We start from the raw sequence: 23,268 nt of genomic DNA, 5'->3' as shown, positions 1-23,268 counted from the left end.
AGGCTGAAATTCTTATAGCATTGTGATTACAAATACAGTACTGGATTTCCAGCTATGAAATATTCCGTTTTAACCGCCTCTCCCAAGATCAGCCTGATCTCAGGTCTGCTCATTTGCTTTTTGCTGTCTGAGCGAAGTTACGCGCAAAATAAGCCTTACCTTGATTCCCTGCTCCATACCGCAACAGCCAATTACCCCCTGATTAAAGCCAAAAGGCTGCAAACCCAGGCTTTGCAATACGCGGTAAAGTACAAGCAAAATGGCTTGATTCCTTCGCTGAATGCTTCTTACCAGGTAGATTATGCGACCGCGAATAACATTACCGGCATGATCTATCCGCAGTATATCACGCCGATCAGCGGCCCGCCCAGCAAGGGCAATGATTATAGCGGCGTGCCCGGCAGCGCAGCGGCGCTCAACCTGCAATGGGAACCGATTACTTTCGGCCAGCGAGCTGCCGACATTGATCTGGCCAAAGGTAAACTGCAATATGGCCAGGCCGATGAGAATTTAACCTTATTCCGGCACCAGGTTTATGTAATAAATGCCTGGTTAAATTATTTGCTGGTCAGCGACCTGATCAAAGTTTATCAATCCAATATTGATAAATCGGCTTTTAACCTGAAGCAGGCGCAAACTTTAGTCGTTAGCGGTTTAAGGCCGGGAACCGATTCTTCTTCTTTTCATTCCGAATATACCAGGGCAGAAATGCAGCTGATCAATTTTGAACGGCAAAGGGATTCCACGTTGATCGCCTTAAAAGAATTGGTAGGCGGCAAATTGCCGTCTGGTTTACCCGCGGATTCTTCGCTATTCAGCCATCTTCCGGTTGTTGCTTTGGCTGATACTTTAACAGCCGATCACCCGGAGGTGCAATTGGGGAAGGCTAACATCACTGCAAATGAGCTGGCTTTAAAGTCTTTAAAGAAAAATATCCTGCCACGCCTAACCCTCTGGAGCACCGGTTATGGCCGGGGTTCAGGCATTGGTGCTGATGGTTCAGTTAATTCCGGTGACGGCTGGCGTTTTCAGCGGTATAATTACGGAGTTGGCGCGCAGATCGCCTTCCCGATACTGGAAATTTTCAGGCAAAAGCCGCTATGGAAACAACAGGAACTCATAACAGCATCCACCCGGGAGCAGCTGGCACAAACAGAACTGCACCTGAACTCCCAGAAGGAGATCGCGGCATCCAACTTTCAAAAAGCGGTACAATCGGCCAGGCTGGCACCGCAGCAGTTCCATTCCGCCGAGTATTCCTATAAAGCCATTCAATCCAGGTATAAATCGGGGCTGATCAACTACTATGACGTGATCCAGGCGCAGCAACTTTTGTTTCAGTCTGCGGCTACCATGAAGATCGCTTATTATGGTGCCTGGCGGGCTTTGTTAAATGAGGCAGCTTATAGCGGCAGCCTCAACCTGTTTTTAAATCAATACGGCAAATGAACATCATCCAGTTTCTATACAGCTCCCTGAGAAAGCCGGTTACGATCATAGTAGCCGTCATTGCCATTGTTTTCTTCTCTGTCGTTTCGATCCGTAACATGCCCATCGATATTTTTCCGAAGCTGGGGACACCGGCCATTTACGTGGCCCAAACTTATGGCGGTTTATCAGCCGAACAGATTGAAGGTTTTGTGACCTCTTATTATGAATACCACTTTTTGTACGTAACCGGCATTAAATCCGTAGAAAGTAAAACCATACAGGGCGTCACGTTATTAAAGCTGAACTTTTATGAAGGCACCGATATGGGGCAAGCCACCGGCGAAGTTGTTTCGATGGTGAACCGGGCACGGGCCTTTATGCCGCCGGGAACGGTATCACCCTTTGTTACCCGTTTTGACGGCGGCAGTGTCGCCGTGGGCCAACTGGTTTTCAGCAGTCCAACGCGGTCTTTAGCCGAAGTGTCTGATCTGGCATTATTTAAGGTCAGGCCTATGTTCTCCACGCTGCCGGGTGTTTCCGCGCCGCCCCCATTTGGCGGTAACCAGCGCTCTGTGCTGATCAAAGCCGATCCTAATAAATTGCGCAGTTATGGCATCAGTCCCGAGGAACTGGTCACCGCCATTGCCAAAGGGAACACCATCCTCCCCGCAGGTAACCTGCGGGTGAATGACCAAATGCTCATAGCACCGCAAAATACGGTGGTAGATAATATTCAGGACCTGGGCAATATTCCGGTGAAAACCGGCAGTGGTCCCTCTATTTATGTGCATGATTTGGCGCAGGTGGACAATGGCGCTGATATTACCGCAGGGTATGCGCTCATTAACGGCAAGCGTTCGGTTTATATTCCGGTAACTAAAAGGGCCGATGCTTCTACCTGGGATGTGGTTCAAAAGGTAAAAGCCGCTATACCGGATATGCAGGCCGCGATACCTGCTGATATTAAGGTGAGCTATGAGTTTGACCAATCCGGTTATGTGATCAATTCCATAAAAAGCCTGATGACAGAAGGTATTTTAGGGGCATTATTAACCGGTTTAATGGTGCTGTTGTTCCTGCGCGACTGGCGCGGTTCACTCATTGTTGTTTTAACCATACCGCTGGCTTTGCTTTCAGCGGTGATCTGTCTGAAGCTTTTCGGGCAATCCATCAATATTATGACGTTGGGTGGGCTGGCGCTCGCCATTGGCATATTGGTAGATGAGGCCACAGTGACCATAGAAAATATCCACCATCACCAGGAGAAGGGCGAACTGAAAGGCCGGGCCATATTGGAAGCCTGTAAAGAGATCGCCTTACCCAAATTATTGATCCTGATATGTATTCTGGCTGTATTCTTCCCCGCTTTCTTTATGTCGGGTATCCCCAAAGCTATGTTCCTGCCGCTTTCCCTTTCGGTTGGCTTTGCGATGATCGCCTCTTTCCTGTTATCGCAATCCTTTGTGCCGGTCATCGCCAATTGGTTATTTAAAGATAAATTGGCCGGAGTGGCCAAAGAAGGTAAACGGATGACCCGTTTTAAAGAAAGCCATGAACAGCTGATACATCGTTTGTCACCTGGGAGGACTGTGCTGATACCCGCTTACCTTATAATTTCCATGGCCCTGGCGGCGCTGCTTTTCTTCACCGTTGGTAAAGAGCTGTTCCCCAAAGTGGATGCCGGGCAGTTCCAGGTGAGGCTCCGGTTACCGGAAGGAACGCGTATTGAGCGGACAGAGCAAAGTACAAAACAGCTGCTGCACCTGATCGACAGCCTCTCCGGCGGTGATAAGATCGCCATTTCCTCTGCCTACGTCGGACTGGTAGGTTCAAGCTACCCGGTGAGCGTAATCCATCTATGGACCAGCGGGCCTGAAGAAGCTTTGTTAAAAGTTAAATTCATTTCAGGTGCGGGTGTCCATCTGGATGATTTTAAGGAAAAGGTACGCCAGGCGGTCAACACGCAAATGCCCGGAATGCACATTTCTTTTGAACCGGCTGATCTGGTGGAACAAGTAATGAGCCAGGGAACAGGTACACCGATTCAGGTACAGGTGTTGGGTAAAAGCCTGGCGCAGGATCGTGAGTTTGGAAAAAAGATCGTTGAACGGCTGAAAACATTACCATACCTGCGGGATGTAGCCTACAGCGCACCACAGGGTTACCCTGCCATGAAAATTGAATTTGACCGGGTGAAACTGGGACAGTTAGGCCTGACCGTAGAAGATGCCGGTAAATCACTGGCTGCAGCTACCTCATCCAGTCGTTTTACACAGCCTAATTACTGGGTAGATAAAACAGCCGGGACGGCTTACCAGGTACAGGTACAGATACCTGAGCTGGTCATGAATGATCCGGGGCAGGTAGATAATATCCTGTTAAGTTCCAACAATGGTAAACAGGTATATATGCGGGACGTAGCGACCTGGAAAATGGGGAATACGGAGGGTGAGTTTGACCGCCTCAATCAAAAACGCTTTATTACGATTACCGCTAATCTGCAAGGTAAAGCGCTAGGCTCAGCCATCCACGATATTGATAAGATCATTGGTGAAACAGGTAAGTTGCCGGAGGGTATGAAGATCCAGCAATCAGGACAAGCAGAAGTATTTTTGCAAACTTTTCAGGAATTGCAAAACGGCATTTTACTGGCTATCGTGGTGGTCTTCCTTTTACTCGCGGTAAACTTCCAGTCGTTCCGGCTGTCGTTCGTAATTATTTCAGTAATTCCCGGCGTTTTAGCAGGCAGCCTGCTACTGCTTTGGATCTGCGGCAAAACGTTAAATATACAATCTTATATGGGTTGTATCATGGCGATTGGGGTGGCAGTGGCCAACGCCATCCTGTTTGTAACGCAAGCGGAAAAACATAGAAGTGAAAAACTCAATGAGCCCTATTTACAGGGGATCAAAGACCGGATCAGGCCGATCCTGATGACCAGTCTGGCGATGATCGCCGGGATGATCCCGATGGCTTTGGCTTTAGGCGAAGGCGGCGATCAGACATCACCTTTGGCAACAGCGGTGATCGGCGGCCTGATCTTTTCCATGTTCTCCAGCCTGATCATATTGCCCTTAATTTACCAGTCATCCATCGGGAACCGCCCTGTGCCGATGATCTCTTTAGATCCGGATGATCCTGCAAGTAAGTATCATCTCTTAACCGAAAATCAATCATGAAAGCTATCTATTATATATTCTTAGTTCCGGTTTGCCTGTCAGCAGCTTGTGGCGGCAATCAGGCCGAAAAAGCCGCCCCGCAGGGTTTGCCTGAAAAACCGGCGGTTAAACTGATCACGCTGAAACTGGAACCGGTTTCCAATAAACTAAATTTAACCGGCGAAATTATCCCCTTTGACCGTGCCAACATTTATGCCCGTACACCGGGTTATGTCAAAGAGGTTAAAGTAGACATCGGTTCAAAAGTCAGTAAAGGACAGATTTTGTGTATCCTGGATGCGCCTGAATTAAAAGCGGCACAAGCGCAAAGCCAGAGCAACAGCATGGGTACGAAGTCTAAATATGAGTCGAGCAGGTCAACCTATTTAAGGTTATTGAAAGCAGCACAAACACCTGGTGCCGTAGCAGATAATGAACTGGAGATCGCGCGCAACCAGATGCGGACAGACAGCTCGGTTTACCAGGCTTCACGTTCGGCAGCGCTGGCAACTGGGGCTATGCAGGACTACCTGGTCATCCGTTCGCCCTTTAATGGTGTAGTAACCGAAAGAAATGTTTTTAAAGGAGACTTTGTAGATAATACCGGCAAAACACTGTTATTCCGTGTGGAGGATAACTCATCTTTAAGGGTGGATGTAGCCGTGCCGGAAGTTTATAACTCAACTATACTTAAAGATAATGAAGCTTCATTCACGGTTTCGGCCAATCCCGGGCAGCTCTTTAAAGCAAAGCTGGCCAGAAAATCGGATGCGATTGATCCGCAGACCCGCAGCGAAACCTGGGAACTTACTTTCCCAAATACAAATGGCCTGCTGAAGCCTGGCATGTTCGCGCAGATCGTGTTTCCTGTCAGCCGCCCAAAAGAAGGCTTTCTTGTTCCTTTTAAAGCCGTTGTGACCACACAGGAGCGCAAGTTTGTGATCAGGGTAGAAAACGGAAAGACCAAATGGGTGGATGTCAAAACAGGGTTCACCGGCAAGGAAAAGACCGAGATCTCAGGCGATTTGAAACCCGGCGACCAGTTGGTGGCACAAGCAAATGAAGAACTGAAAGAAGGAACAACCGTTCAGGTAAAATAGTAGCACAATTAATGCGCATGTAGACGGCCATAGGGCCGCCTTTGTAGTTTTTTTGCTTTCTCAGGTAAAAAAGCAGATGGAAATTACTTTTCATAATTACAAGCTTAAAAGTGAAACAAAAGTAAGTTTGCAGCCTGCTATTATCAAGACGTTTAATTATTGAACATCTTGATAGTCAATTAATTATGGGCAATTCGGTGCGTAGCATTTTTCCATTTAGGTACGCACCGAATTACTACCTTTTTGGTTGCGAATTGGTGCATAAAATGGTATTTTGACATAAACAAAAAAACCTGCAATCATTTGATTTGCAGGTTTTTAGCATCTTTCGATATCGTTTTTAGTAGCCCGTAGGGGAATCGAACCCCTGTTTCAAGAATGAAAATCTTACGTCCTAACCCCTAGACGAACGGGCCTTTTTTATTTTGTTTCCCTTGTTTTGGGATTGCAAAGATATAGCTTTACTGATAATTTAAAAATAAAATTTAAAAAAAATATTTTAACCTCAATTGCGGGTATTTTACCGGCCTTTCAAACAAAATCAGGCACTATACATTGCAAATTTTATATTGTTAAAGCTATCTTTATAAATAAATAAAATCCACACCTCATGAAAGCAATTTGGAATGATCAGATCATAGCTGAAAGCAATGATACTATTGTAGTTGAAAATAATCACTACTTTCCACCAGAAAGCGTAAAAGCCGAATATCTGGAAAATACCGATACTCATACAGTGTGCCCATGGAAAGGCCTGGCCTCTTATTATACGCTTAATGTTAATGGCGAAAAAAACCAGGACGCGGCCTGGTTTTATCCACAACCTAAAGAAGCAGCCAACCATATTACCAATTATGTTGCTTTTTGGAAGGGCGTTAAAATAACCGCGTAACATGAAAAAATACGATGTCATTATCATAGGCGCCGGTCAGGCCGGCGCGCCCCTGGCCAAAAAAATGGCCCTGGCAGGCAAAAAAACCGCCATCATTGAAAAACGATTTTACGGGGGCACTTGCGTAAATGATGGCTGTACGCCAACCAAAACCATGGTGGCATCGGCAAAAGCTGCTTATATGGCGGGTAAAAGCGCGGAACTTGGTGTGCCGGTAGCGAAATTTTCGGTTAACATGGAGCAAATAAAAAGGCGCAAGGATGAGATCGTACTCAAGTCAAGAAATGGGGGGTTACGGGCTGCCGAAAAAACCGAAAATCTTGACGTTATACATGGAGAGGCTACTTTTACCGGTAATAAAATCGTTTCGGTACGTCTTAATGATGGCACAGAGCAGACCTTGGAAGCCGACCTTATATTTTTAAATCCGGGTGGCAAACCATTTATTCCGCAAATTGAAGGATTAAATGATATTGAATACCTTACCTCAACCACCATACTTGATCTGGATTATGTTCCCGAGCACTTATTAATTCTTGGGGGGAATTATATTGGGTTAGAGTTTGGACAAATGTTTCGTCGGTTTGGGAGCAATGTTACCATACTTGAAAAATCAGGAAGGATAGTATCTCATGAAGATGAGGATATCTCCGTCGAAATGAAAAAAATACTGGAATTGGAGTCGGTTACCATATACACCAATACGCAAGCTACCAAATTTGAACAGCAGGCCGACGGTAAAATAACCGTTACCGCCTCAGGTAATGGTGAAGACAAGCAGATCAAATGCTCACACGTGTTAATTGCTGTCGGCCGTACGCCGCAAACCAATGACCTAAACTTACAGAAAGCCGGTATTCAAACAGATGAAAGAGGGAACATTAAAGTAAACGATATGCTGGAAACCACTGCTTCAGGTGTTTATGCCCTGGGCGATGCAACAGGCGGCCCTGCATTCACGCATATTTCCTACAACGATTATACTATTGTTTATCGCAACCTCATTGAAAAGCAGAACCTGAGCACCAATGACAGGCCCGTACCCTATTGCATGTTTACCGATCCGCAATTAGGTAGGGTGGGTATCAACGAAACTGAGGCCCGGGAACGGGGGCTTAATTACAAAGTAGTCAAGCTTCCAATGGCGCATGTGGCCCGGGCTATTGAAACCGGCGATACCCGTGGTTTTATGAAAGCCATTGTTGATACCAAAACTAAAGAAATTTTAGGAGCTACAGTTTTAGGGCCGGAGGGGGGCGAGATCATGACCGTGCTGCAAATGGCTATGGAAGGTGGTATTACTTATGACCGTATACGTTATTGTGTTTTTGCTCATCCGCTTTATTCCGAATCATTGAATAACCTGTTTATGACTTTGGAAGATTAGCTTCATATTATGATAAAGGCCGATAACATAAGCAAGCATTTTGGTAAGGTTAAAGCTGTCGACAACATTTCTTTTGAGGTTAAAGAGCAGGAAAACCTGATATTGTTAGGTACCAGCGGCTGCGGCAAAACCACCACGCTTAAAATGATCAACCGGCTCATTGATCCAGCCAGTGGCAATATTTTTATTAACGGTAAAAATATTGCCGATGAACAACCTGAGATATTAAGGCGGGGTATTGGTTATGTTTTGCAGAACAATGGCCTTTTTCCGCATTATACCGTGGCCGAAAATATTGCCATTGTACCAAACTTATTAAAATGGGACAAAAAGAAAATTGCCGGCCGGACAGCCGAGTTACTTGAAAAACTGCACCTGTCAACGGACTACCTTCATGTTTATCCTAATGAATTAAGTGGCGGGCAGCAACAGCGTGTTGGCCTTGCCAGGGCCCTGGTATCTGATCCTCCGGTGCTGCTAATGGATGAGCCATTTGGCGCATTGGATAATGTTACGAGGGCAAACATCCACAAAGAATTTAAGGCGCTTGATGAGCTTAAAAGGAAAACCATCATCATGGTTACTCATGATGTACAGGAAGCCTTTGAATTGGGTAATCGTATATGCCTCATGGATAAGGGCAAAATCATTCAATCAGGCACGCCGGCCGATCTGTTATTTAAACCTGCCGATAAATTTGTTGAAACGTTTTTAAAAGATCAACGCCTGCAGCTGGAATTTAAGGCTATCAGGTTAACAGATATATGGGAATTATTGCCTGATCAGCATACAAAAGGCAATTCCACGTTGTCTGCCGATACCGATGTATGGACCGCGCTTGAAAATTTCAAGTTTGTTAATGCCGAAACTATCAATATCAGCAAAGGGCATAATCAGGTGAAAACCATTGGTTTTGAACAACTCATGGCAGCTTTTAACCAATATAAAAACAAGCAGCGGCATGAATGAGCGTCAGCAAACATTGTTTGAGTTTATGCAGCAACAGGCCGATAAGCTTGGCATGCAAACGCTGCAGCACATCGGGCTTACGTTTATATCGCTTTTTATAGCGGTGCTTGTAGGCTTACCACTGGGTATTTTCATTGCCCGTAAAAAACGTCTTTCGGGTTCGGTTTTAGGCGTTGCGGGTATATTACAAACCATTCCAAGCATAGCACTGCTGGGTTTTATGATACCGGTTTTGGGCATAGGCGCCAAACCGGCTATTGTTGCTCTATTGTTATACGCCCTGCTTCCCATTATACGTAATACGTACACCGGTATTACCGGCGTGGATGCTGCCGTAAAAGAGGCCGCTGTAGCTATGGGTATGAATAAATGGCAAATATTGTTCAGGGCAGAGCTCCCGCTGGCTATGCCGGTGATTTTAGCCGGTATTCGTACTGCTACGGTGATCAACGTTGGTGTTGCCACACTGGCCTCCTATATCGCCGCTGGAGGCCTTGGTGAGTTTATTTTTGGCGGTATATCTCTTAACAATACCAATATGATACTGGCAGGAGCTATTCCGGCGGCTTTGCTGGCCATTATTTTTGATTTCCTGTTATCAAGAGTACAGCGGCTCAATTTTAAAAAAATAAAGAGTAGTAGTTATGCTTTACCTGTAGTACTGGTATTATTGTCCTCATTCTATTTTATACCAACTGCTTATGGCGGCAAGCTCACCGCCGGTTTTACGCCCGAGTTTATGGGCAGGCAGGATGGCAACCTTGGTTTGGAAAGTAAATACGGCTTAAAGATCCATACTATCGTGATCAGCGATGCGGTGATGTATAAAGCGGCTTATGAAAAACAACTGGATGTTATTAGCGGTTACTCAACAGACGGGCGGTTAAAAGCATATGACCTGATAGTTTTGGATGACGACAAGCACATTTTCCCGCCATATTACGCGGCGCCTATTGTACGGGAAGACGCTTTGAAAAAATTTCCCGAGCTTGAAAAAACGTTGAATTTACTATCGGGCAAAATAAATGATTCCGTAATGACGGATTTAAACTACCGGACTGACTATCTTCACCAAAGCCCCGAACGCGTGGCTAAGGATTTTTTAGTAACCAATAAACTGTACAGGCCTGCCCAGGGTGGCACTGCGGGCATGGTTCGTATAGGATCAAAAATTTTTGGCGAACAATACATCCTGACCAATATGTATAGCATACTCATAAAGGGATATACCAATTATGATGTATCAACAAAAACCGGGTTGGGCGGTACTAAAATATGTTTTGATGCCCTTACTAATGATCAGATAGATTTTTACCCGGAATATACCGGCACAGGTCTGCTGGCCATTTTGCAGGCTTCGCCGGATATAATTAATAAGGTAACAAAAAATAAAGATAGTACTTACAGTTATGTGCAGCAGGAGTTTAAAAAAAGATATGAGATAAAGTGGCTAAAGCCTATTGGTTTTAACAATGCTTATGCTATAATGATGAGAGAACAGCAGGCAAAAAGTTTACATATTAAAACAATTTCTAACCTTAAACGATATTTGAATAGTAAGTAGTTTCATGAATTTAGCCGATTGTTATAAAAAAGTTCGTCAGCGTACGGAATATATTTGCAGTCCTTTGCAAACAGAAGATTACGTTGTACAGCCTGTAGTTGATGTTAGTCCTCCTAAATGGCATATAGGGCACACTACCTGGTTTTTTGAAACTTTTATCCTGAAACCTTATTTTATGGGCTACCAGGAGTTTAACCCAAGCTATAATTATGTATTTAACAGCTACTACGAAACCGTTGGCAACCGCGTAATCCGTACCGACAGGGGAAACTTAAGCCGCCCAACGGTTAATGATATTTATCAATACCGGGCGTATGTAGATGAGGCTATGGAGAAATTTCTGAGTGTGGCACCCGCAGACGATGTCAGGGAACTTATTATCCTGGGCTTTAACCATGAGGAACAGCACCAGGAACTATTACTCACTGATATTAAATATATCCTTGGGCACAACCCGCTGTTCCCGCCTTATTCAACAACTTATGTATCCCCAAAAGTTGAAACCGATGATGCCCGGTTTATTGACATGCAAGAGGGCGTATATAATATAGGGTTTTCCGGCGAGGGCTTTTGCTTTGATAATGAGCTTAACCGTCACAAAGTTTATTTAAACAGTTATAAAATAAGCCCCAATCTGGTAACCAATGCCGAATATCTGGAATTTATCAATAGTGGTGGCTATCATGATTTTCGCCATTGGCATGCCGAAGGCTGGGACTGGGTTAGAAACAATAAAGTTGAGGCCCCGCTTTACTGGCACCTGATTGATGATGAATGGCACAATTACACTTTTCATGGTCTTGAACCCATTAAATTAACAGAGCCGGTATGTCATATCAGTTATTTTGAGGCCTATGCCTATGCGGCATGGAAAGACCTGAGGCTCCCTACCGAATTTGAATGGGAAGCCGCCGCAACAAAATTTAGCTGGGGTAAAAGCTGGGAGTGGACAGAAAGCGCCTATTTGCCATACCCTGGCTTTGCCAAAGCGCCCGGGGCCATTGGCGAATATAACGGCAAATTTATGGTGAATCAGAAAGTGCTGCGTGGCGCATCCGAAGCTACATCGCCAGGACATAGCCGCATTACTTATCGCAATTTTTTTCAAACACATTTACGCTGGCAATTTACTGGCATAAGGCTTGCAAAGTAAATAGCAATAAAACACAAAGATATGGGCTCAACCTTAACGCAAACTGAATTGAACGACTCATTAAAAACAAAAATCGACTTGTTTTATGATGATGTGATAGCCGGTTTAAGATCAACACCCAAGCGGTTAAATTCAAAATATTTTTATGATGCTAATGGCGATAAGCTTTTTCAGGAACTAATGAACAGTCCTGAATATTATCCAACCAATTGCGAGCTGGAAATATTTTCAGAAAAAACCGCCGAGATCGCCAACGCAATTATTGCCGATGGCGATGCTTTTGACCTGATAGAGTTAGGTGCAGGCGACGCCATGAAATCAACTTATCTGCTCAAGTATTTATTGTCAAAAAACGCTGATTTTACCTACCTGCCTATTGATATTTCTGAAAATGTAATATCATACCTCAATATAACTTTACCGGTTACCCTGCCTGGCTTGCAAATAACCGGGCTTAACGGCGAGTATTTTCACATGCTAACAAAGGCCGCCTCTATTTCATCACGGCGCAAGGTGGTTTTGTTCTTAGGGTCAAATATTGGCAATATGCCCATAAATGACGCCATTGAATTTTGCCGCGAACTGCGAAAACATTTATCGCAGGGCGATATGGCGCTGATAGGAATGGATCTGAAAAAAGACCCCAAAGTTGTGCTCGCTGCCTATAATGATAAAGCAGGCATCACCAAAAAATTTAATCTTAATCTTTTAACACGTATCAACCGCGAGTTAAACGCAAATTTTGATATTACCAAATTTGATCATTACCCGACCTATGATCCTGAAACAGGAGCCTGCAAAAGCTATCTTATCAGCACTGTTGATCAGCAGGTGACCATAAATGGTAAAGAAACCTTTACATTTTTAAAAGACGAGTATATTTATATGGAGATATCTCAAAAATTTACCGTAACGCAAACGGATCAAATAGCAACAAACGCCGGTTTTACGCCGGTAGGCCAGTTCTTTGATTCCAAAAAATGGTTCATTGACGCTATCTGGGTAGCTGCATAATTTAAAGCAGTTTTGGGTTCAGCTCAGAATCTATTATACCGCCGATCGGTTTACCCATCAGCCATTTATGATGGTCGTTCTTTTGCCATTCATTTTTGTATGGAGTGATCCTTGCGCCATCTGCTACGTAAATAATGGTCATTATTTCGCGCATTTTATCAGAATTATTTCCTGGCGCATTGTGTATGGTGAAACCACGGTGCCAGGTGGCGTCGCCGGCCTTCATGGTTTGAGCTCTGCTGATCTCAAATTGTTTGTCTTTCACATAATCATCAAACAATGTTTCAGATTCATCAGATATTTCATGGTTAAACACAGCCCCGTTCACGTATGATCCTGATGCAAAGGTTAGCATGCCCATATTTATATCAATATCAACCAACGGCATCCACATGGTAACTGTATTATGGGTATCAATTGGCCAGTAATACTGATCCTGGTGCCAGGGTGTTGGCCCGCCTCCGGGTTCCTTAAACAGGGCCTGATCATGATATAACCTTACATTCTCAACACCCATTAAATCGGCAGCCATTTTTGCTAAACGTTTGGCTGTCACAAACCTTTTCGCGCCTTCATCAACCTGCCATAAATTCATGATCTGCAAAAATGCTTTTCCGTAAGTATCTCTTTCTTCAAGCTTGCGCTTTTCGGTATTGTACCTCTCGGCAGCGCCAACAAGTACGGGTCGATAGGCATCAATTTCTTCTTTCGAAAGCACATTTTTAACCAAAGTATGGCCCTTTTCGTGAAACTCCCGGATGAGTTCCTGAGGCAATTTTTTTAAATTATCTAACGCGGGTAAATGGGCAACCTGTGTATTCATAATTTTATTAGTTTATTTCTCAAAGTAAGTTTATCTTTATGTTAAGAAAAATGAAACGAATGGCGTAATTATGGCGTATTTTATCCCATTTTTGCCAAAATTTGTTTTTTATGTTAAAATAAGCAATGATAAAGGCCTCGTACGAAGTTGTTCAACCCGCAAATAGTCAATCATTCCTGGTTCGGAAATTTGATAAACTGGCATTTGATGCCCCCTATCATTTTCATGAAGAATATGAACTGACTTGCGTTATAAAAGGCAGTGGCAAACGCTATGTTGGCAGCCATATGGAGGACTTTGTCTCAGGGGATCTTGTACTGCTTGGCCCAAACCTGCCCCACTGCTGGAAGCTTGAACCCGGGGAGGTATCTCCCGAAGAAGCCTGTGCTATAGTTATACAGTTTAATGATGCTTTTTTGGGCGATGATTTTTTTAACAAATTTGAGCTGCAGCACATAAAAAAGCTTTTTCAAAGAAGCGGATGTGGAATTTTGTTTCATTCGGACACCCAGGTAGAGGTAAATCACCTGTTGCGGGAACTTGTTGAAGAAAAAAGCAATTTCAGGATATTGATATGTTTGTTGGAAGTTCTACAGCGCCTGGCATCGTCAGACGAGTACATACTTCTTGATCAGCACCGGGTAATAGCTGAACGCACTTTAGCCGAGCGCGAGCGGATAAACCCGGTACTGGCTTATCTGGTTGAAAATTTCAGGAAGCAGGTTTCGCTTGATGCTGCCGCAAGTATAGCCAACATGACCACCAACGCGTTTTGCAAATACTTTAAAAAAGTAACCCGCAAAACATTTATGGAAACTATCATTGAGTACAGGTTAAATTACGCCATACAGCAATTGGTTCAAACTGATAAGCCAATTTCAGAGATCTCGTTTGAAAGCGGCTTTGGCGACGTATCGCACTTTTATAAGATGTTTAAGGCTAAAATGCAGTTAAGTCCGCTAAATTACCGTAAAAGGTTTATGCGCAACCTTATCAACGGCGATAAAAAGCAATCTGCCTGAAAGGGCTCAGGATACATTGATTATGCCACGTTTTATAGCGTAAATAACCAGGCCTACCAGGTTTTTTGAACAGGTTTTTTCAAACAAACGGGCGCGGTAACCCTCAACAGTGCGTACGCTCAGAAAAATCTTATCGGCTATTTCCTGGTTTGAGCATTCCTGGCATACCAGTTTCAACACCTCTATTTCGCGTTCATTAAGATCTGCCTTGTTATTGGAGATCTCGGCATGGTCATTAACAACCAATTGTTTAATAAGGGTTATTGACAGGTGTTCATTAAAATAAAACCCTTTGTGATAAACGGTTGATATCGCCTCAATAATTTCCTCCGGTTCGGCATTTTTAAGTAAATAGCCAGACGCACCTGCCTTCATCATATCAACAATATATTTATCCTCATTAAACATGGATAGTGCCAATATTTTAACATGTTTGTAATGCTGGTGCACATAAGTGGCTGTTTGAATGCCATCCATCTCGGGCATTTTTATATCCATTAACAGCACATCAGGAACCTTGTCAGTTAGCAAACCTATCAGCTCTTTGCCATTGGAAGCTTCAAGTATCAGGTTAAAATCCTCACAATCTTCTAAGGTTGCTTTTAAACCATTCCTAAAAATTTTATGATCATCTACGATGCCTAATTTAATTGTACCCATTGTATACCAAATAGTTGGCTAAATATAGTTTAAAGAAATAAACTATGCTATTTTTAATTTTATAGTTGTAAGTGTGCCGCCTAAGGGCTTACTGTAAATGTTGATCTCGCCATTTATCAGCTGTACCCGGCTTTCAAGGTTTTTAATACCGAACCCTTGCTTTACTTCATTTAACTTAAAGCCCACGCCGTTATCTTTAAACTCCATTACCATATAGCCGGCTTCCTGGCTAACAGACAGGTGTATTACCGTAGCGTCGGAGTGTTTGATAGCGTTTCCAAAAAGCTCCTGCGCTATACGGTAAAGGGCCAGTTCAATTTCATGGGGAAACCGCTGGTCGGTGATCTTTTTGTCGAACTTTACCTTAATGTGCGTGCCTTGTTCTACTTTATTGCTCAAAGCTTCAATTGCTACTAAAAAACCATAGTCAGTAAGTACGGGGGGCAAAACGTTATGAATAATGTTGCGTATTTCCTGTATGCACTCATCAGTAAGTTTACGGGTATCGGCCAGTAAAGGCTGGGTAGCCTCGCTTACACAATTTTTATCGAGCCGGTGCAAATTAAGCTTTATGGTTGATAGTACCTGCCCAACACTGTCATGTAAATCTTCGGCAAGACGCTTGCGTTCGCTTTCCTGTGTTTCAAAAACAGCGTTCATCAAATCGCCCTGCCGTTGGTCATGCAATGCGCGTAATTCTACCTGACTTTTTATCATTCTGCGCTGGTAAATGATCACGAAGAAAAACAAACAAGTAATTAATACAACAACTACCAAAGTCCCAATAATTAATACCGGGATCAGGTTGTTTTCTGGGGTTTGCAAAATAATCCTACTGAAAATAAAATGTTGGCAATAATGTTAGTTATACTGTTAATAATGTAATAGTTGTGCCGGTCATCAACTGGTATTTGTGTAAATATCATAAAAAGAAAGATATTAACCGAGTAATATATAAGCACTCCTGCATTTATCCAGAAAAGACTTTGTTTTTCAATATCAATAAACTTTAAGGGATTTAGTAACTGATAGAAATAGATCAGTGATAACAATATCATCTGTACACTTAATGTTGTGTTTGATACTGACGGATACTCATCCAAACTTCTGTTAAAATACAGCATAATAAATAAGGTTATTATTGCTACCGCGATGGTGATCTTTTTATGAATAGGCTTAATAAATAACTTATAATAAATTATGGTATAAAAGGAGAGGGACACTAATACATTAAGATGAAGCATCCACATGGTGTTTCTTGAACCGCTTTTTGCTAACAACCACATAGCAGGATCAAAAACAGATGTTATAAGAAAAAAAAGAGCTGCTATTTTCAATACGTTATCAAGATGCCTATAGTTATACCATGCCGTGACAACCGGAAAAAAACCCGATATCGAGGAAATCAAGACAAGTATTAACCCTACTGACATTTTATAGTTATTGATTTCCGGTTAACACATTTTTAGGGCAGCCCTCAGAGCCGGGACAAGGGTAAGATTGATCGCCCACTACGCTTGTCTGAGCCGCGGCCATAAGCTTAAACGTTTTTTCTGTGGTCGAAAAAGTTGTTGAAATAGCGGTTCCGCCTTTCATATCAGCAGGCAGCATATCTTCGCCGTCTTCGGTAACGCCGGATATTACAAAGCGCATATCCCCATTGGCATTCGCAATTGTTTTTATAAAGAAGTTACCTATTGCTACAAAAAAGCGCTGGAAACCGTTCAGGTATTGCCTGTTAGCATAATAAATGCGAATACCCAAGCACCCTGGCTGATCAAGTATTTTATGTAATATAACCTGACCAAAAAATTGCGAAATGGCCGCTCCTTTAGGGCTCCGGCTCCTGTGATTGGCTGTAAATGCGGCGGCATCCTCAAGGCTTATTACCGCGCCTTCATTACCGGTTATTAGTCCTCTTTGTTGTTTTACTTCTGTTGTTGTTTCCATAATGATTTAATTAATGTAGGTATGGGGTTTAATATTCATAAAACTAACACTAATTAGGAGTTATTTCAACAATCACAAATACCAGCGCAAGCCTAATTTTCTTCTTCGTTTTGTATTATTACATTGATAATAAATCAGTTATGAAAGACAGGCAATAAGTAGCGTAATAATATCACGTAGTTTTACGCATTAAAAACTGTAGTATTACGCAAGCTAATATTGATACTTATTATGCTGATTATTAAATACAGTATTTGATATACAATACTTGTTAGTGTTGTAAATAGTTGGCATTTAATTATTAGTGAAGATTATATGGACAGTAAACTAATAGCCGCCATAAAAAACAAAAGGAGCCGCAGCGTTACGGCCCTTTTAAAATAATCGTAATATATACGAAAACTCATATACTATAAAAGTGATCACCAATACGGAGTGAAATATTCTGTTGTTTACCTTCATAGCTACCATACACAGCACAAAGTGACTAACATTACGAATAGGGTATTCAATGCCATAATGATGTATATAAGCCTCGCCCTTGATCAGCGTGTCAATTATATCCATTAAATAACTAAACCCCAGTATGCCGAATACCCATTTTCTGCGGGAGTAAAAGTAGTCTTCATAGTCCTTATAATCTTTCAGATCGTCTGGGTACAATAAGGCACAAACGCTATAATAAATTACAATGTAAATAATTACAAAAAGGTACTCTGCAAATACCCAATGCTTAATATCATGCAAGTTAAATTCCCACCACCAAAAATGAAGCAGTAAAATAAACAGGTAAAACGACCACATGGAGTGTACCCAATAGGGTTTACTACGCCCGGGATGCTGAATTTGCTTGGCCGCCCCTCTTAACAGGTGTGTTATACTAAGACCTAAAATAATACCAATAACAGATTTGATATGGCTAAAAATGTCCATGGGTAAATATTATAAAGGATAATAAATTAAAAATATAAATTTTTGATCAGTTTATCCTCCAAATAGTTACAGTATAGCCGTTTAAAATATTGCTTCGGCTATGCGCCTGGTAGGGCCGGCGTTACTCATGGTATAAAAATGCAATACCGGTACGCCAAACTTTATTAGTTCCTTACATTGGTTTATCATCCACTCTATCCCCATGTCTTTTACGTCTTTTTCCGACTTGCAGCCATTTATCGCATCGCATAGGTCTTCGGGCATATCAATGTGGAATGTTTTTGACAGATTAACCAGTTGCTTTGATGTTGTAATGGGCTTTAACCCCGGTATAATAGGCACATTGATACCGTTTGCCCGGCAATTATTTACAAAATCAAAATATTTCTGATTGTCAAAAAACATTTGGGTAACAATAAAATTGGCGCCCATATCAACCTTTTGTTTCAGGAACTTAAAATCGGTTTTAAGATTGGGAGCCTCAAAGTGCTTTTCGGGATAACCGGCAATACCAATACAAAAATCGGTTTTAAGGCTGCTGTCGCTATGCTCATGAAGATAAATCCCGTTGTTCATATTTACCACTTGTTGCAGCAGGTCAGTGGCGTAATTGTGCCCGTTAGGCGTAGGTACAAAGGAGGCATCGCCCCGCCTTGCGTCGCCACGTAATACCAACACATTCTCAATACCTAAAAACTGCAGGTCAACCAACCCGTTCTCCGTTTCATCTTTGGTAAAGCCGCCACACAATAAATGCGGAACCGTATCAACCTTATACTTATTCATGATGGCGGCACAAATAGCTATAGTGCCGGGACGCTTACGATAGCTCAGCTTTTCCAGTAAGCCATTCGAATGCTCTTTATAAATATAATCCTCACGCAGTGATGTTACATCAATAAACGGCGGCTTAAACTCCATCAAAGGGTCAATAGCATCATAAATACCCTGTATGCTTTGTCCCTTTAAAGGCGGTATCAGTTCAAAAGAAAAAAGTGTTTTGCCGTTGGCGTTTGCGATGTGTTCTGTTATTTTCATGGTTCGGGTTGCGTGTTTCGGGTTGCGTGAAACTTCCCTATTTCGCTAAGTTTGACTTGTAATAATTAATGAGTCCAGCTAATAATCTTCTTACCTTTTCAAGTTGATTTAGTAAAACATCCAATAACTCCTTTGGTATAAAATTAAGATCAAAAGAAAGATAAAACTGTGTTTCTAATTCATAAGCTGAACCTCTGGCAATATAAAAAAATTGTAAGGAATCCTTTCCGTGATTTCTTCCTGATCCTTCCGCTATGTTAGATGGAATAGATATAGCAGCGCGTTTAATTTGTGATTGTAAAGCAAATATTTCGTCCTTTGGAAAATTAACTAAGCTTGTATAAACAAGTTTAACTAAAGCTCTTGCTTCTTTCCAAACGTCTAAATCAGTATATACCATTTTTTTCTTTTCCACGCACCCCGAAACACGAGCCGCGCAACAAATTTAATAGTTTATATTAGGCCCAAGCCAGCGTTCTACATCTTCCAGCGGCATATTCTTCCGCACAGCATAATCTTCTACCTGATCTTTGCTGATTTTTCCTAATCCAAAATATCTGGCCTGCGGATGTGCGAAATAGAAACCGCTTACTGATGCAGCCGGCATCATGGCCAGGCTTTCCGTAAGATGCATATGGGCGTTATCCTCGGCCTTCAGCAGCTCAAACAACGTGGTTTTCTCTGTATGGTCAGGACAGGCGGGATAACCCGGCGCCGGGCGGATGCCCTGGTACTCCTCTTTGATCAGCTCCTCTGCGTTCAATTGTTCTCCCCTTGAATAGCCCCAATATTCTTTACGTACCAGTTCATGCATTTTTTCGGCAAATGCTTCGGCCAGGCGGTCGGCAAGGGCTTTGGCCATAATGCTGTTATAATCATCATGGTCGCGTTCAAATTCAGCAACCAACTCATCGCATCCAATACCCGTAGTTACGGCAAAGCCCCCAAAATAATCGGGCACGCCGCTTTCTTTTGGTGCTATAAAATCGGCCAGCGCATAATAGGGTTCGCCTTTTACTTTTTCCGACTGCTGGCGCAGGGTGTGTATACGGGTCAGCAATTGTTTACGGCTTTCGTCTGTATATAATTCAATATCGTCACCAACGCTGTTGGCAGGCCAAAAACCGATAACTCCACTCGCTTTTAACAGCTTTTGATCCACGATCTTTTTTAACAGCTCCTGGGCATCGTCATATAATTTTTTTGCTTCATCTCCAACAAACTTATCGGCAAATATTTTAGGGTAGCTGCCGCGCAATTCCCAGGTGTGGAAAAACGGCGTCCAGTCAATATAAGGCACCAGTTCTTCCAGCGGATATGATTCAAACACTTTAGTACCTGTAAATGTTGGTTTCGGTGCAACATCTCCATCCAAACTGATCTGGAATTTTGATCTGCGGGCGTCCTCAATACTCACAAAGCGCTTATCTGATTTTTTGTTCAGGTGTGCCTCCCTGGCTTTTGCGTATTCATCTTTTATCCCCTGTATATAAGCCTCCCGGTTATCTTTGCTCATCAGGCTGCTGCAAACAGTAACACTTCGCGAAGCATCCAACACATGTATAGCAGCGCCAGAATAATTAGGAGCAACCTTTACCGCGGCATGTATGCGCGATGTGGTAGCACCGCCAATAATAAGCGGGATGGTAAAGCCCTCGCGCTCCATTTCTTTAGCAAAATGAACCATCTCGTCAAGCGAAGGGGTGATCAATCCGCTAAGGCCAATAATGTCTACATTTTGCTTTTTAGCCTCTTCAATGATCTTCTGAGCCGGAACCATCACGCCCAGGTCAATCACCTCAAAATTGTTACAGGCCAATACTACGCCCACTATATTTTTACCAATATCGTGTACGTCGCCTTTTACCGTCGCCATCAATACCTTTCCGGCATTGGCGCGCTGATCGGCATTAACATTATTTTTCTTTTCCTCTTCTATAAAAGGCAACAGGTATGCCACCGCCTTTTTCATTACGCGTGCAGATTTTACTACCTGCGGTAAAAACATTTTACCTGCGCCAAATAAATCGCCCACAATGTTCATTCCGTCCATCAGGGGGCCTTCTATTACGTCAAGTGGTTTGTCATAAGCCTGGCGAGCCTCTTCCACATCATCGTCAAGGTACTCAATTATTCCCTTTACCAGCGCGTGCGAAAGCCTTTCAGACACCGTACCTTTGCGCCATTCTTCATCACGCACAACCTCTTTACCCTTGCTTTTTATGGTATCGGCATATTCAACAAGGCGCTCTGTAGCATCATCACGACGATTAAGCAGTACATCCTCTACCAACACCAGCAGGTTCTTATCTATCTCCTCATAAACTTCCAACATGCCGGCATTTACAATTCCCATATCCATACCCGCTTTAATAGCGTGATAAAGGAAGGCAGAGTGCATTGCTTCGCGTACTACATTATTCCCTCTGAAAGAGAAAGAAATATTACTTACGCCGCCGCTTACTTTGGCATGGGGCAGGTTTTGTTTTATCCAGCGCGTGGCTTCTATAAAGTCAACAGCGTAATTGTTATGTTCTTCGAGCCCGGTGGCTACGGTTAATATATTAGGATCAAAAATGATATCCTGTGGCGGAAAACCAACCTCATTAACCAGAATATCATAAGAGCGTTTACAGATCTCGATACGACGCTGCAAGGAGTCGGCCTGACCGGTTTCGTCAAAGGCCATCACAACGGTGGCTGCACCATAGCTTAATATTTTGCGGGCCTGCTCCTTAAACTTTTCTTCGCCCTCTTTAAGTGATATGGAGTTTACGATACCTTTGCCCTGTATACACTTTAAGCCGGCCTCAATAACCGTCCATTTTGATGAATCTATCATGATAGGCAGCCTGGCTATATCGGGTTCAGAAGCTACCAGGTTCAGGAATTTCACCATCACCGCCTCTGAGTCTATCATCCCCTCGTCCATGTTGATGTCGATCACCTGGGCACCGCCTTCAACCTGCTGACGGGCAACCGTTAATGCCGCTTCGTAATCTTCGGCTAATATCAGTTTGGAAAATTTTGGCGACCCGGTAATGTTTGTACGCTCGCCTACGTTCACAAAAATGCTTTCGGGAGTTATGGTAACTGCCTCTAAACCGCTCAGGCGCAGGTGAGGGGCTACTTCAGGCAATAATCTTGGGGGATATTTAGCCGCTTTCTCCGCGATACATTTAATATGCTCAGGTGTGGTGCCGCAGCAACCACCTACAATATTAACCAGTCCTGCTTTTATAAAGTCATCAACCTGGTGGGCTGTTTCATGTGCTGTTTCATCATACTGGCCAAATTCATTGGGCAAACCCGCGTTGGGATAGGCTGATATAAATACATCGGCTTTTTCCGAAAGCTCGGCAAGGTGCGGGCGCATTTCCCTGGCACCCAAAGCACAGTTTAAACCTACAGAAAGCAGATTGGCGTGACGAATAGAGTTCCAGAATGCTTCTACCGTTTGCCCGGACAAGGTACGGCCGGATGCGTCGGTAATAGTACCTGAGATCATAACAGGCAGTTCCCTGCCCGATTCGTTCGCATAACGATTGATGGCAAACAAAGCGGCTTTGGCATTCAGGGTATCAAATATGGTTTCTACCAATAGCAGATCGCTTCCTCCGTCAACCAAACCGCGTACCTGATCATAATAAGCGTTAGCCAGGTCGTCAAATGTTACCGCACGATAGCCCGGATCATTTACATCAGGCGATAAGGACGCCGTACGGTTGGTAGGACCAATTGCGCCCGCCACAAAACGTGGTTTATGCGGTGTTTTTTTATTGTATTCGTCAGCTACTTCGCGGGCCAGGCGCGCGCCTTCATAGCTTAGCTCATAGGCCAGCGCTTCCAGGTTATAATCGGCAAGTGAAATTATCTGGGTGCTAAAGGTATTGGTTTCGATAATATCGGCACCGGCATCCAGGTACTCCGCGTGGATGGCCTTTATAATATCCGGGCGGGTAATGTTTAGCAGGTCATTATTACCTTGCAGATCTGTTAAATGATCCTTAAAACGTTCCCCACGAAAATCCCGTTCGGTTAACTGGTACCGCTGTATCATGGTACCCATTGCCCCGTCAATAACCAGTATGCGCTTCTCTAATTCTTTTCTAATATCCATGTTTGAGATGTGAGATATGAGATGTGAGGTGTGAGACCAGGATGAAAAACATCA

Annotated in this window: 19 protein-coding genes and 1 tRNA gene; 10 read left to right on the top strand and 10 right to left on the bottom strand. The window is 43.3% G+C overall.

The window, feature by feature from the left end; translation table 11 throughout:
• Window positions 1-54 precede the first annotated feature (54 nt).
• Genes J2W55_RS10360 through J2W55_RS10350 form a run of 3 tightly spaced genes read left to right on the top strand, consistent with a single transcriptional unit; the run spans window position 55 to window position 5,689 of the window.
• Window positions 55-1,449: a TolC family protein gene (locus J2W55_RS10360; protein ID WP_310095260.1), complete on the top strand. Its 1,395-nt coding sequence runs from the start codon at window positions 55-57 to the stop codon at window positions 1,447-1,449.
• Window positions 1,446-4,610, top strand: coding sequence for an efflux RND transporter permease subunit (locus J2W55_RS10355; RefSeq protein WP_310095258.1), 3,165 nt, complete (start codon window positions 1,446-1,448; stop codon window positions 4,608-4,610). Before J2W55_RS10360 ends, J2W55_RS10355 begins: the two co-directional genes overlap by 4 nt.
• The gene (locus J2W55_RS10350; RefSeq protein WP_310095256.1) at window positions 4,607-5,689 is read left to right on the top strand and encodes an efflux RND transporter periplasmic adaptor subunit; all 1,083 of its coding nucleotides are present in this window, start codon (window positions 4,607-4,609) and stop codon (window positions 5,687-5,689) included. The genes J2W55_RS10355 and J2W55_RS10350 overlap by 4 nt, the downstream gene beginning before the upstream one ends.
• A 344-nt stretch (window positions 5,690-6,033) precedes the next feature.
• Here the strand turns inward: J2W55_RS10350 and J2W55_RS10345 are convergent.
• A tRNA-Glu gene (locus tag J2W55_RS10345) sits at window positions 6,034-6,105 on the bottom strand.
• A gap of 194 nt (window positions 6,106-6,299) precedes the next feature.
• Between J2W55_RS10345 and J2W55_RS10340 the strand changes: the two genes are divergently transcribed.
• The 6 genes from J2W55_RS10340 to J2W55_RS10315 are packed head-to-tail and all read left to right on the top strand — an operon-like array spanning window position 6,300 to window position 12,668.
• Window positions 6,300-6,581 (top strand): DUF427 domain-containing protein, encoded by a 282-nt coding sequence (locus J2W55_RS10340; protein ID WP_310095254.1) that lies wholly within the window; start codon window positions 6,300-6,302, stop codon window positions 6,579-6,581.
• A gap of 1 nt (window position 6,582) precedes the next feature.
• Window positions 6,583-7,968, top strand: a complete 1,386-nt coding sequence (locus tag J2W55_RS10335) for a mercuric reductase (RefSeq protein ID WP_310095251.1) — start codon at window positions 6,583-6,585, stop codon at window positions 7,966-7,968.
• 9 nt (window positions 7,969-7,977) lie between these two features.
• Window positions 7,978-8,937: an ABC transporter ATP-binding protein gene (locus J2W55_RS10330; protein WP_310095249.1), complete on the top strand. Its 960-nt coding sequence runs from the start codon at window positions 7,978-7,980 to the stop codon at window positions 8,935-8,937.
• Window positions 8,930-10,501 (top strand): ABC transporter permease/substrate-binding protein, encoded by a 1,572-nt coding sequence (locus tag J2W55_RS10325; RefSeq protein ID WP_310095248.1) that lies wholly within the window; start codon window positions 8,930-8,932, stop codon window positions 10,499-10,501. Before J2W55_RS10330 ends, J2W55_RS10325 begins: the two co-directional genes overlap by 8 nt.
• Window positions 10,502-10,505: 4 nt before the next feature.
• Window positions 10,506-11,654: an ergothioneine biosynthesis protein EgtB gene (gene egtB / locus J2W55_RS10320; protein WP_310095245.1), complete on the top strand. Its 1,149-nt coding sequence runs from the start codon at window positions 10,506-10,508 to the stop codon at window positions 11,652-11,654.
• A 21-nt stretch (window positions 11,655-11,675) separates the two neighbouring features.
• Window positions 11,676-12,668 (top strand): L-histidine N(alpha)-methyltransferase, encoded by a 993-nt coding sequence (locus J2W55_RS10315; RefSeq protein WP_310095242.1) that lies wholly within the window; start codon window positions 11,676-11,678, stop codon window positions 12,666-12,668.
• A gap of 1 nt (window position 12,669) precedes the next feature.
• Here J2W55_RS10315 and J2W55_RS10310 read toward each other — a convergent pair whose 3' ends face one another.
• Window positions 12,670-13,491 (bottom strand): phytanoyl-CoA dioxygenase family protein, encoded by an 822-nt coding sequence (locus J2W55_RS10310; protein WP_310095239.1) that lies wholly within the window; start codon window positions 13,489-13,491, stop codon window positions 12,670-12,672.
• Between the two features lie 125 nt (window positions 13,492-13,616).
• Between J2W55_RS10310 and J2W55_RS10305 the strand changes: the two genes are divergently transcribed.
• Complete coding sequence (locus J2W55_RS10305; protein WP_310095237.1) at window positions 13,617-14,513, top strand: AraC family transcriptional regulator; 897 nt, start codon at window positions 13,617-13,619, stop codon at window positions 14,511-14,513.
• Between the two features lie 6 nt (window positions 14,514-14,519).
• Here J2W55_RS10305 and J2W55_RS10300 read toward each other — a convergent pair whose 3' ends face one another.
• The 8 genes from J2W55_RS10300 to metH all read right to left on the bottom strand — a co-directional run bounded on the left by J2W55_RS10300 (window position 14,520) and on the right by metH (window position 23,214).
• Entirely contained in the window at window positions 14,520-15,173 is a 654-nt protein-coding gene (locus tag J2W55_RS10300) for a response regulator transcription factor (RefSeq protein WP_310095234.1), read from the bottom strand.
• A 42-nt stretch (window positions 15,174-15,215) separates the two neighbouring features.
• Window positions 15,216-15,890 carry a sensor histidine kinase gene (locus J2W55_RS10295; RefSeq protein ID WP_310095232.1) on the bottom strand — a complete coding sequence of 225 codons (675 nt, stop codon included), beginning with the start codon at window positions 15,888-15,890 and terminating at the stop codon, window positions 15,216-15,218.
• Window positions 15,891-15,973: 83 nt separating this feature from the next.
• Window positions 15,974-16,459 carry a hypothetical protein gene (locus tag J2W55_RS10290; RefSeq protein WP_310095230.1) on the bottom strand — a complete coding sequence of 162 codons (486 nt, stop codon included), beginning with the start codon at window positions 16,457-16,459 and terminating at the stop codon, window positions 15,974-15,976.
• 154 nt (window positions 16,460-16,613) lie between these two features.
• Window positions 16,614-17,123, bottom strand: a complete 510-nt coding sequence (locus tag J2W55_RS10285) for a hypothetical protein (RefSeq protein WP_310095228.1) — start codon at window positions 17,121-17,123, stop codon at window positions 16,614-16,616.
• Window positions 17,124-17,498: 375 nt separating this feature from the next.
• Window positions 17,499-18,056, bottom strand: coding sequence for a hypothetical protein (locus tag J2W55_RS10280; RefSeq protein ID WP_310095226.1), 558 nt, complete (start codon window positions 18,054-18,056; stop codon window positions 17,499-17,501).
• Window positions 18,057-18,137: 81 nt separating this feature from the next.
• Complete coding sequence (metF, locus tag J2W55_RS10275) at window positions 18,138-19,094, bottom strand: methylenetetrahydrofolate reductase [NAD(P)H] (protein ID WP_310095224.1); 957 nt, start codon at window positions 19,092-19,094, stop codon at window positions 18,138-18,140.
• Window positions 19,095-19,131: 37 nt separating this feature from the next.
• A complete protein-coding gene (locus tag J2W55_RS10270; protein ID WP_310095222.1) occupies window positions 19,132-19,509 on the bottom strand; it encodes a four helix bundle protein in 378 nt (125 codons plus the stop codon).
• Between the two features lie 30 nt (window positions 19,510-19,539).
• Window positions 19,540-23,214 (bottom strand): methionine synthase, encoded by a 3,675-nt coding sequence (gene metH, locus J2W55_RS10265; RefSeq protein ID WP_310095220.1) that lies wholly within the window; start codon window positions 23,212-23,214, stop codon window positions 19,540-19,542.
• Between the last annotated feature and the right edge of the window lie 54 nt (window positions 23,215-23,268).

The organism is Mucilaginibacter pocheonensis (genome assembly GCF_031456535.1).
Taxonomy (GTDB): domain Bacteria; phylum Bacteroidota; class Bacteroidia; order Sphingobacteriales; family Sphingobacteriaceae; genus Mucilaginibacter; species Mucilaginibacter pocheonensis.
The sequence above is the reverse complement of the archived record's forward strand: the minus strand, read 5'-3'. Positions and strand labels throughout refer to the sequence as shown.